General features: G+C 63.5%; 11 protein-coding genes. 6 read left to right on the top strand and 5 right to left on the bottom strand.

All coding sequences use genetic code 11. From position 1 onward, the window contains the following. The first annotated feature begins 806 nt into the window (after positions 1-806). Entirely contained in the window at positions 807-1,193 is a 387-nt protein-coding gene (locus NKH04_RS29950) for a DUF2794 domain-containing protein (protein WP_031212724.1), read from the top strand. 4 nt (positions 1,194-1,197) lie between these two features. Here NKH04_RS29950 and NKH04_RS29945 read toward each other — a convergent pair whose 3' ends face one another. The 4 genes from NKH04_RS29945 to NKH04_RS29930 form a co-directional block, all read right to left on the bottom strand. Next, positions 1,198-1,767, bottom strand: coding sequence for a GNAT family N-acetyltransferase (locus tag NKH04_RS29945; RefSeq protein ID WP_352832349.1), 570 nt, complete (start codon positions 1,765-1,767; stop codon positions 1,198-1,200). A 110-nt stretch (positions 1,768-1,877) separates the two neighbouring features. Next, positions 1,878-2,657 carry a Bax inhibitor-1/YccA family protein gene (locus NKH04_RS29940; RefSeq protein WP_254817871.1) on the bottom strand — a complete coding sequence of 260 codons (780 nt, stop codon included), beginning with the start codon at positions 2,655-2,657 and terminating at the stop codon, positions 1,878-1,880. A gap of 219 nt (positions 2,658-2,876) precedes the next feature. Continuing rightward, positions 2,877-5,426, bottom strand: a complete 2,550-nt coding sequence (locus NKH04_RS29935) for an ABC transporter permease (RefSeq protein ID WP_352832428.1) — start codon at positions 5,424-5,426, stop codon at positions 2,877-2,879. Further along, complete coding sequence (locus NKH04_RS29930; protein WP_352832346.1) at positions 5,426-6,136, bottom strand: ABC transporter ATP-binding protein; 711 nt, start codon at positions 6,134-6,136, stop codon at positions 5,426-5,428. Before NKH04_RS29930 ends, NKH04_RS29935 begins: the two co-directional genes overlap by 1 nt. Positions 6,137-6,243: 107 nt before the next feature. On the opposite strand from NKH04_RS29930, the gene NKH04_RS29925 reads away from it, so the two are divergent. From NKH04_RS29925 to NKH04_RS29910, 4 genes are all read left to right on the top strand, one after another. Continuing rightward, positions 6,244-6,888, top strand: a complete 645-nt coding sequence (locus NKH04_RS29925) for an arylesterase (protein WP_352450197.1) — start codon at positions 6,244-6,246, stop codon at positions 6,886-6,888. A gap of 136 nt (positions 6,889-7,024) precedes the next feature. Then, positions 7,025-7,621, top strand: coding sequence for an RNA 2',3'-cyclic phosphodiesterase (gene thpR / locus NKH04_RS29920; protein WP_352832344.1), 597 nt, complete (start codon positions 7,025-7,027; stop codon positions 7,619-7,621). A 6-nt stretch (positions 7,622-7,627) separates the two neighbouring features. Continuing rightward, entirely contained in the window at positions 7,628-7,924 is a 297-nt protein-coding gene (locus tag NKH04_RS29915; protein WP_352470832.1) for a 4a-hydroxytetrahydrobiopterin dehydratase, read from the top strand. Positions 7,925-8,016: 92 nt separating this feature from the next. Next, positions 8,017-8,379, top strand: coding sequence for a YkvA family protein (locus tag NKH04_RS29910; RefSeq protein WP_031212728.1), 363 nt, complete (start codon positions 8,017-8,019; stop codon positions 8,377-8,379). A 45-nt stretch (positions 8,380-8,424) separates the two neighbouring features. Here NKH04_RS29910 and NKH04_RS29905 read toward each other — a convergent pair whose 3' ends face one another. Then, positions 8,425-9,033 (bottom strand): methyltransferase family protein, encoded by a 609-nt coding sequence (locus NKH04_RS29905; RefSeq protein ID WP_352832341.1) that lies wholly within the window; start codon positions 9,031-9,033, stop codon positions 8,425-8,427. A 360-nt stretch (positions 9,034-9,393) separates the two neighbouring features. On the opposite strand from NKH04_RS29905, the gene NKH04_RS29900 reads away from it, so the two are divergent. Next, positions 9,394-9,900 (top strand): invasion associated locus B family protein, encoded by a 507-nt coding sequence (locus NKH04_RS29900; protein ID WP_352832338.1) that lies wholly within the window; start codon positions 9,394-9,396, stop codon positions 9,898-9,900. Position 9,901: the final 1 nt, after the last annotated feature.

The following is a 9,901-nucleotide window of genomic DNA, read 5'->3' as shown; positions in this document are numbered from 1 at the left end:
CAACCTTGCGACCAACCGCACGCAGTGCATGCTGGCGGCATGCGCCTACAATCTGCGGACTATGATCGGTGTCCTGTATCCACCCGAAGAGAGACGGGCGTGAGGGAGGAGTGCGTCCAAAATCGAGCCGATCGGGCCAATGATGCCGGTCGATGCCGCGCCAGGGCGACAGGGCGAGGCCTTAGACGCCTTCAAAAGACGCCCAGTAGGCCAATCAGGTTAAGCACACCCTTCATGCAAAGCCCTCCTTGTGGGAGAAGGTGGATCGGCGCGCAGCGCCGAGACGGTTGAGGGGTGCTGGAAGAATTGAGGCGGCGGCGATTTCAAGGAAATTGCCAAGCTGGAACACCCCTCATCCGTCGCCTTCGGCGATAACCGCGCTCAAGCCTCCGACGACAGCCTATCTGGATGGATCGCATCGCCACGGCTAATAAAGAACCGGCGTCAGCTTGCTTCTGACGCCGGTCATTTAGGTTTTGGGATCGTCGCACCCGATCTTTCCAAGGAAAAACCGAGGTTGGTTCGATCCGACGCAGACCCGTGGGCGGGGGGCTTGGGGTTTACGAGCCGGTGCCGGACCGAACCGTCTCAGGCAACGCCGGTAAATTCGTCGGACATTGGGGCATGAGCACGGATAAAAAAAGGCAGGATTGTGGCAAAGCATCACCAATTTCAACAGGCGTTTCGCAAACGTGACTGGACGCTGGAGAAACCGCGCGGTGCTGCCGTTGCCCGGCCGGGCCTTGCAATTCGGCAACGAAAGCGCCAACTTTGGTCGGCGTACGATTCATTGCGAGGATCCAGGCATGACTGATCGCAGCAGCGGGACGGAGGATGGGGACGCATCCGCAATATTGATCCCGCTGCATGAGGCAAGACGCGAACGCCTCGACCAGCCGGTGCGGTTCGACCGGCGCGAACTGGACCAGATCCTCAGGCTCTACGGCCGTATGGTTGCCGCCAATGAGTGGCGCGACTATGCCATCGACCATCTCGCCGACCGCGCCGTTTTTTCCGTCTTCCGCCGCACCAGCGAAGTGCCGCTTTTCCAGATCGTCAAGGATCCGAAGCTGGCGCGCCGGCAAGGCGCGTTCGCCGTCATCGCCGCCGGCGGGCGCATCCTCAAGCGCGGCCAGGAACTCGGCCGGGTGCTTGGCGTGTTCGACCGAACACTGAAGCTGGTCGAGGCGTAACCCTTTATTTTTGCAGGCGGAACTTGCGCTCGGGCAGCGATTGCGGATCAGGCGGGATGGACGCCCCGCCGTTGATCGGCAGCTGCATGAAAACCGTGTCCAGCCAGCGTCCGTGCTTATAGCCTGAGCCTTCCAGGCGGCCGGAATGACGAAAGCCGAGCTTCTCGTGCAACCGTACCGAGGCGCTGTCGGGCCGGCCGTCGCCGATCACCGCGATGATCTGGCGAAAACCCGCCGCCTTGGCCGCTTCGATCAGCCCTTGCATCAAGAGCAGCCCGACGCCTTGCCCTTTGGCCTCGGGCGCGACATAGACGGAATCCTCGACGACGAAGCGGTAGGCCGGGCGCGGCCGGAACGCCCCGGCATAGGCATAGCCGAGCACGCCGCCGGCCTTTTCCGCAACGAGATAGGGAAAGCCGCCCGCCATCAGAGTGTCGAAGCGCGTGCCCATCTCGGCGCGGCTCGGCGGTTCGAGTTCATAGCTCGCCGTGCCATTCGTCACCGCGTCGGCATAGATTTCCGTGATCCGGTCGAGATCGGCCGACGTCGCGGCCCGCAAGGTGATGCAGCTCATAATTTAGGCACGTCGTTCATCTGCCCTATATCACAGCAAAAGCCGGTACAAAAGAAAAGGGCGGCCATTGGGCCGCCCTTTTCGAACTCGCTGGTCCAGGAAAACCGTATTTAGCGACGGTCGCCCATGAACTGCAGCAGAAACATAAACAGGTTGATGAAGTCGAGATAGAGCCTCAATGCGCCCATAATCGCCTTGCGGCCGGCGACATCAGTCTCGTCGCCCTCGAAGTACATCTCCTTGATGTTCTGCGTGTCGTAGGCGGTGAGGCCCGCGAAGATCAGCACGCCGATCGCCGAAACGGCGAAGGAAAGCGCCGATGACTGCAGGAAGATGTTGATTACCATCGCGATGATCAGGCCGACCAGGCCCATGACCAGGAACGACCCGAACGCCGAGAGATCGCGCTTGGTCGTGTAGCCGTAGAGCGACAGCCCGCCAAAGGCGGCGGCGGTGGCGAAGAAGGTCTGCGAGATGCTGGCGGTGGTGTAGACCAGGAAGATCGACGACAGCGACAGGCCGACGAGGCCGGCGTAGACCCAGAATGTCGTCTGCGCGGCCGAAACGCTCATCGACTGGACGCGGAACGACAGGAACATCACCGCTGCCAGCGGGGCGAAGATCACCAGCCATTTCAGTGGCGAGCCGAAGATCGCGTAGCCGAACGAGGTCAGCATCTCGCCGCTTGGCAACGTCGCGACCGCCGAGGCGGGATCGCTGGTAGTGGCCAGCATGATTGTGCCGACCGCGGCAAGACCGGTGATGAGGAGGCCAAGCCCCATCAGATTGTAGACCTTGATCATGTAGGCCCGCAGGCCCTGGTCGATGGCAGCATCGACGCCGGCGCCGGGCACGGCGCGCGTCTGATAATTGCGAACGGGATCAGCCATGGAAATCCTCATATTGCTTCTGCCCCGTCCGGTGTCAGGTCCTTTTGAACCCAGGCGCCGCTGGCGGGGCTCCAGCATGCCTGCGCCGAAATATGATGGTTCTTGGCGTAAAGGACAAGACCGTAACCAAGCGTAATGCTCCGTGAAGTGCCGGAGATACGGTTTTATTGGCCTTCCCGCCCGGAACATTACCGAGATTTAATCGAAACCGGCTCTGGCTCAAAGATTCCGCAGCACCGGCGCCGCCTTGTGGCCCAGCACCCGCCACGTGCCGGCAAGGCCGATGCCGACCGTGACCACCAGCGAAAAGCCGATGGTCGCCACCGCCACCTCGGGCATGAAGTGCGATGGCAGCGTCATGATGCGCGCGACGACGAACCATGCCGCCACAGCGCCCGCCGCCAGCGCGAAGATCGCGGTAGCAAGGCCGATCAGCATATATTCCAGCGAAAACGCGGCGATCAGCGTTTTTCTGGTCGCACCCAGGGTCTTCAGCACCACCGCGTCGTGAATGCGAGCCCGGTTGCCGGCGGCGAGCGCCCCGGCCAGCACCAGCACCGAGGCGATCAATGCCACCCCCGCTGCTGCCCTGATTGCTGTGCCGAGTTGCGCCACCAGCCGGTTGATGATTTCGAGCGCGTCCTTGACCCTGACCGTCGTCACTGCGGGAAAGGCACGCGTGACGGCGTTGAGAAGATGCGCATCGTCGGCTGCCGACGCATTCGTCTCGGTCAGCGTCGCCAACCAGCCATGCGGCGCACCGGCGAACGTGTTGGGCGAGAACACCATGACGAAATTGATGCCCATGGTTTCCCATTCGACCTGGCGGAAATTGGCGATCTTGGCCGTGATGTTGCGGCCGAGCACGTTGACGGTGATGGTGTCGCCGAGCTTCAGCCCGATCTCTTTGCCTTCCTCGGCGGAAAACGAGACCAGCGGCTCGCCGGCATAGTTCTCCGGCCACCAGCTGCCCTCGGTCAGCGTCGCATTCTCCGGCAGCTTTGCGTCATAGGTCAGGCCGCGATCGCCGCGCAGTACCCAGGCGCCTTCGGCCGGAACCTTGACCTTGTCGACATCGACGCCGTTGAGCGCCATCACCCGGCCGCGCAGCATCGGCACCTTGATCAGCCTGCCTTGCGGTGCCTCTTTGCCGACCAGCGCGGAGAAGGCATCGACGTCACTGCTCTGGATATCGACGAAGAAGAAGTTCGGTGCCCTTTCCGGCAGGCTGCCCGAGATCTGCCGCCTGAGATTGCCGTCGATCAGCGCCAGCGTCACCAGCAGCGTCAGCCCGAGTCCCAACGACAGCACCACGGACGGCGTCAAGGCGCCAGGCCGATGGATGTTGCCGATGGCGAGCCTGAGCGCGGTCGAGCGCACGCGCGGGCTTTTCTTCGCCGCCCACTGCACCAGCGAGCCGACCACACGCAGCACCAGGAACGAAAAGATCGTGGCGCCAACGAAGATCGAGGCAATACGGCGGTCGCCGGAAAACAGGATCGCCAGTACCGCGAGCAGCAGCGCGATGCCCAATGCCGCGGCGATATAGAGCGGGCGGGGAAAACCGCGGCCCTCGAATCCCATTTCGCGAAACAGCGCCGTTGCCGGCACGTCGCGGGCGCGGCCGAGCGGCAGCAAGGCGAAAGCCAGCGTCACCAGCAGCCCGAACAGCGCTGCCATGCCGAGGGCGCCGGGATAGAACCCACCTTCCGCCGGCACTGGAATGACCGATTGGAGTGCCGCGCTGGCCGCGAACGGCATCAGCGCGCCAAGCACAAGGCCTAGCGTGATGCCGAGGGCGGCGATCATCAGGATCTGCACCAGATAGACGGCAAAGACGAAGCCGCCCGAAGCCCCCAGGCTCTTGAAGGTGGCGATGACGCCGCGCTTGCCGTCGAGATAGGCACGCACCGCATTGGCCACGCCGACGCCGCCGACCACCAGCGCCGTCAACCCAACCAGCGTCAGGAATTGCGAAAACCGTTCGATATTCGAGGACAGCGCCGGTGCTGCGTTGCTGCGGGTGCGGATCGACCAGCCGGCCTGCGGGAACTCTTTTGCCGCCTGGTCCTGGATCGCCTTGATCAGTGCCTCGCCGGTGCCGCCGGGCAGGCGGACCTTATAGGCGTTCTCGACCAGGCTGCCCGGCTGGATCAGGCCGGAAGCGGCAAGCCCGTCGGTCGACACCATCAGCCGCGGCGCAAAACCGAAGCCATCCGACACTGCATCCGGCTCGTTGACCAGCCTGGCACGCAGCTCGAACGTCGCGCTGCCGAGCTTCAGCCGGTCACCGATGCCAAGGTTCAGCCGCTCGAACAAGAGGTCCGGCGCGGCGGCGCCGAAGACCCCGGATTTTTCGCCGAACAGATCTTCTCGCGACAGCACCGGCTCGGTCTCCAGCGCGCCGTAGAGCGGATAGGCGCCGTCGACCGCCTTGGCCTCGACCAGCGCCTGGTCGGAGCCGTCCTCGAGCCTCGCCATCGAGCGCATATTGGCACTGTGCGAAACCGTGCCAAGCTGGTCGAGGAAGCTGCGTTCCGATCTGGTCGGATCGCGCTGGTTGAGCTGGAAGCGGAGATCGCCGCCGAGCAGCGTCTGGCCCTGGTCGGCAACACCGGCGGAAATCGCTTGCGCCACCGAATTGACGCCGCCGATCGCAGCGACGCCGAGCGCGATGCAGGCAAGGAAGATCAGGAAGCCGGACAGCCCGCCACGCATTTCTCGCAGCGAAAACCGAAAGGCGAGCCTCAGCGTGCGCGCCAGCGGCATCATGCGGTCACCCTGCCAGCCCTGGTGGCCGGCTTAGGCGCGTCTTCGATCCGCCCCGACCGCATCGACACCTGGCGCGAGCAGCGCGCCGCGAGTACCGGGTCATGCGTGACCAGCACCAGCGTCATGCCGCGTTCGGCCGCCTTGGCAAACAGCAGGTCGGCGACGTGCCGCCCCGTTGCCTGGTCGAGATTGCCGGTCGGCTCGTCGGCGATCAGGATGCGCGGCGACGGCGCCAGCGCCCGGGCGATCGCCACGCGCTGCTGCTCGCCGCCAGACAATTCGCCGGGGTAATGGGTGACGCGATCGCTCAAGCCCACCGCCGCCAGCTCGCGTGCCGCCACGCCGAATGGATCGACATGGCCGGCAAGCTCCAGCGGGACGGCAACGTTTTCCAGCGCCGTCATATTGGGGATGAGATGGAACGACTGGAACACGATGCCGATGTTTCGTCCTCGAAACGATGCGATCTCGTCTTCGCTTTTGCCGTTGAGCTGCTCGCCGGCAATTCGGACCGTACCCGAATCGACCCTTTCAAGTCCGGCCAAAACCATCAGCAATGTCGACTTTCCCGAACCTGAAGGTCCAACGATGCCGGTCGCTTCGCCGCCCGCAACATCGAGGCTGACGCCCTTCAGCACATGGACCGAGGATGCACCTTCGCCGAGCGTCAGCGATACGTCTTTCAGCGAAATGACGGCTTCTTCCAAAATCAAATCGTCCTATATGGGGGATGAAGGCTAGTGCATCCGATGCTCGACAAAGACGAAAACCTGCCTTCGCCAACAGATGTTCCTGGTCATATGGGGCCTGCCGCATGGCTTTCAAACATACCTTTGCCGCAGCGTTCGCCCTTTTCCTCGCCATTTGCGGCGCCATTTCGTCGGCGCGTGCTGAACCATTCACCATTGTCGGTTTCGGCGACAGCCTGATGGCGGGTTATGGCCTCGGGCCAGGTCAGGGCTTCACCGAGAAGCTGCAGGCGGCGCTGCGCGCCAAGGGCTACGATGTCACGGTCGCCAACGCCGGCGTCTCCGGCGATACGACGAGCGGCGGTCTGTCGCGGCTCGACTGGTCGGTGCCGGACGGCACGCAACTGGTCATCCTGGAGCTCGGCGCCAACGACATGCTGCGCGGCGTTTCGCCCGCCATAGCGGAAAAGAACCTGGACGCCATGCTGGCAAAGCTGAAGCAGCGCAAGATCGCCGTTTTGCTTGCCGGAATGCGCGCGGCGCCCAATCTCGGCGCCGACTACCAGAACGCCTTCGACGCGACCTTTCCGCGACTGGCTGAAAAATATGGCGTGCCGCTCTATCCTTTCTTTCTCGAGGGCATCGCCGGTCAATCCGTCCTGCAACTCGAGGACGGCCTTCATCCAAACGCCCGAGGCGTCGACCGCATCGTCGAGGGTATCCTGCCCAGTGTGGAGAAGACCATTGAAGCGGTCCGGGGCAATTCCTGAAGGCGAGGGTTCGCCGTCGCAACACCTTCCGAGGGGAAGCTTTTAGGCAGGCCTGCGACCAACAAACCCCTTGCCCCGTTTGGATATCGATGATTCGCTAGGGGCAAGAGTTCGATTCGAGGACAGGAGGCTTCCCATGCCGCGTCTTTTTACCGCCCTCGAGATACCGCGTGATGCCGCTCTTTCGCTGTCCCTGCTCAGGGGCGGCCTGCCGGGAGCCCGCTGGATCGACGTCGAAAACTATCATCTGACGCTGCGCTTCATCGGCGATGTCGAGGGCCATGTCGCCGACGACATCGCCAATGCGCTTGACCGTGTTCACCGCCCGTCCTTCCCGCTGACGCTGTCCGGCGTCGGCGCCTTCGGCCAGAAGAAGCCGCATGCGGTGTGGGCCGGGGTCGCCGCTTCGCCCGATCTTTCCGCATTGCAGGCCGAGATCGAGCGCATCTGCCAGCGGCTCGGCATCCCGGCCGACCCGCGCAAGTTCATGCCGCATGTGACGCTGGCCCGCCTGCGCAATTCGAGCCCACTCGATGTCGCCCAGTATCTGTCGGCGCGCGGCAATTTTTCGACGCTGCCGTTCCGGGTCGGCCGCTTCGTGCTGATGTCGTCGCGCGATTCGGTCGGCGGCGGCCCTTACGTCGTCGAGGAGGCCTGGCGGCTTTCAGGTGCTGACAACCGCGTCGCCAGCCGTTTGGTCGGCGCCGCCGACGCTTCGCGGATCATGCGGTAGACGGACATGGCCAGGGAGAAACTAGCAAAAGAGGCGATCCGCGCCGAACTTGCCGGCCTCGACGGCTGGTCGCTGGCCAAGGATGGCGGCTCGATCACCCGCACCTTCACCTTCAAGAATTTCTCCGAAGCCTTTGCCTTCATGGCCCGCGTCGCCCTGGCCGCGGAGAAGATGGACCACCATCCCGACTGGTCGAACGTCTATAAGACGGTAAACGTGACGCTCAGCACGCACGACGCCGGCGGCCTGACCGCGCTGGATTTCGATCTGGCCAGGAAAATGAACCGCTATTTCGGCGGCTGAGCCTGTCTGCACCTTGCAGCGAGGTTCGGCTTTCACCACATTTTGCCTCGCGGTCACGCGTGAAGCCACGCGACGGCCGCAAGGAGAGGTTGATGGCGCAAAAATCCGGTTTTGATTTCTTCGGCCTCGGCAGCAAGCCGGGCAACGAGAGCGAAGTGCGCGAAAAGTTCTGGCGTACGGCGAAGAAGGCCGCCCGGCAGATCCCGTTCATGGAAGAGGTGGTCGCCGCCTATTACTGTGCCATGGACAAGAAGACGCCGCTTCGCGCCAAGGGCACCTTGCTTGCTGCGCTCGGCTATTTCGTGCTGCCGACGGACGTCATCCCCGATTTCATCCTTGGGCTAGGCTTCACCGACGACATCGCCGTGCTGACCGCCGCGATTACCGCCGTCAGCGCCCACATCACGCCGGCGCACCGGCTCGCCGCCAGGCAGGCCATCGCCGACAAGAGCTGAGCCGGTGCGGCGCAAAAAATCGCGTGAGAACCGATTTTCCGGCCGTCAAACCCACCGCCGCACCCGCGCCTTGTAGGCGCGATAGGCATCTCCGAACTTCCGCTCGAGATAGCGCTCTTCCGGCGCGATAACGCCGGTATTGATCACCCACAGCAGCGGGACGACGAGCGCAATAGCCCAAAGACTTCCGGCCGCGACGCCGAGGCCCAAATAGATGAGGGTCGTTCCCAGATAGAACGGATTCCTAGTGCGCCGATAGATACCGTCGACGACCAGCGCCGTCGTCGGCAAGGTCGGTGGTATGTTGGTTCCAGCGGCCTGAAAGCGGCCCGCTGCCATAAAGATGAACACGAAGCCGCACACCGCGAGCACGGCGCCGGTCAGATAGCGGGCGAACGCCTGCCCGGCCATAACCGGGAGCGGCACGAGCACCTCGAGCACGGTTGCCGCCACCAGGAAGCCGAGGAAGATCAAAGGTGGCAACGCAATGACCCCGGCCAAGTCGGGGGCGCCCGATCCGCCCGCCGCCTCCCCGCCATCCGACCGGGGCACCGCGCCACCGGCCGCCACGCGGACGGCGACACGAACGCCGAACACGATCGCCAGGACGAATGTGCCGCCCGCCAGGATCAGAACTGTCTCGGAAATGGCCATGGCCAAATCTCCCGTGAGCCGCCGGGGAGGGCACCCCGGCCGAGCGCCGTGGCGGCGAACGCAGACATGGTACCGCCTGCAGGGAAATTCGTCACGCACCTCAAAAAGCGAGAATCGCCGCAAGACCTAGCTGCTTGAAAAGTCAAACTCTTGCCGTTTTCGTGGCCTCCAAGTCGCGGCAGGGACATTGCGCCAGCCGCTTTTTCCAGCGGCAGCGCGAAGACGGCGGCGGTTTCCTGGCGTGAACATCCTTTTCTAAGGAGAAATTCACCGTTTGGTAACCCAGATTAAATCAAAATGAAGCGACGGGCAGGACGCCGAGCCGGCCTGCCGCCGCACCAGTGGAATACGGGAAAAGCGATGCGCGGATTGATTGCTATAGTTTCCAGCCTGGCCCTGGTGGCCTTGACGGCGCCCGCGCTGGCGCAGTCGGCAACCAAGATCGGCCAGCATAATGCCTGGGGCACCTACAGTTATCAGGCGTCGGGCGGCGGCAAGGTCTGCTATGTCCTGACGGTGCCAACCGACAAGCAGCCGCCGACGCTCGATCACGGCGACATGTTCTTCTTCGTCAGCCAGCGGCCGGGGCAGCAAGTGTCCTACGAGCCGCAATTCATCGCCGGCTATACCTTCAAGGAAGGTTCCAAGGCCACCGTCACCATCGACAAGAAGTCTTTTTCGATGTTCACGCGCGGCAAGTCGGCCTGGGTCGAGAACGCCGCCGAGGAGCCGGTGCTGATCGCCGCGATGAAGACCGGCACCGACATGAAGGTGTCGGCCAAGTCCGGCCGCGGCAACACCACCACCTACGTCTTCTCGCTGAAGGGCATCTCGGCGGCGCTGGCCTCGATCGCGAAGTGCAAGTAGG

It is taken from the genome of Mesorhizobium sp. M1365 (assembly GCF_040317865.1).
Classification (GTDB): domain Bacteria; phylum Pseudomonadota; class Alphaproteobacteria; order Rhizobiales; family Rhizobiaceae; genus Mesorhizobium.
Note: the sequence above shows the minus strand (reverse complement) of the source record. Positions and strands in the feature narration are given on the sequence as shown.

Coding starts and splice junctions, on each gene's coding strand:
- NKH04_RS29950 (WP_031212724.1), top strand. CDS start 807: ATGACTGATCGCAGCAGCGGGACGGAGGATGGGGACGCATCCGCAATA.
- NKH04_RS29945 (WP_352832349.1), bottom strand. CDS start 1,767: ATGAGCTGCATCACCTTGCGGGCCGCGACGTCGGCCGATCTCGACCGG.
- NKH04_RS29940 (WP_254817871.1), bottom strand. CDS start 2,657: ATGGCTGATCCCGTTCGCAATTATCAGACGCGCGCCGTGCCCGGCGCC.
- NKH04_RS29935 (WP_352832428.1), bottom strand. CDS start 5,426: ATGCCGCTGGCGCGCACGCTGAGGCTCGCCTTTCGGTTTTCGCTGCGA.
- NKH04_RS29925 (WP_352450197.1), top strand. CDS start 6,244: ATGGCTTTCAAACATACCTTTGCCGCAGCGTTCGCCCTTTTCCTCGCC.
- thpR (WP_352832344.1), top strand. CDS start 7,025: ATGCCGCGTCTTTTTACCGCCCTCGAGATACCGCGTGATGCCGCTCTT.
- NKH04_RS29915 (WP_352470832.1), top strand. CDS start 7,628: ATGGCCAGGGAGAAACTAGCAAAAGAGGCGATCCGCGCCGAACTTGCC.
- NKH04_RS29910 (WP_031212728.1), top strand. CDS start 8,017: ATGGCGCAAAAATCCGGTTTTGATTTCTTCGGCCTCGGCAGCAAGCCG.
- NKH04_RS29905 (WP_352832341.1), bottom strand. CDS start 9,033: ATGGCCATTTCCGAGACAGTTCTGATCCTGGCGGGCGGCACATTCGTC.
- NKH04_RS29900 (WP_352832338.1), top strand. CDS start 9,394: ATGCGCGGATTGATTGCTATAGTTTCCAGCCTGGCCCTGGTGGCCTTG.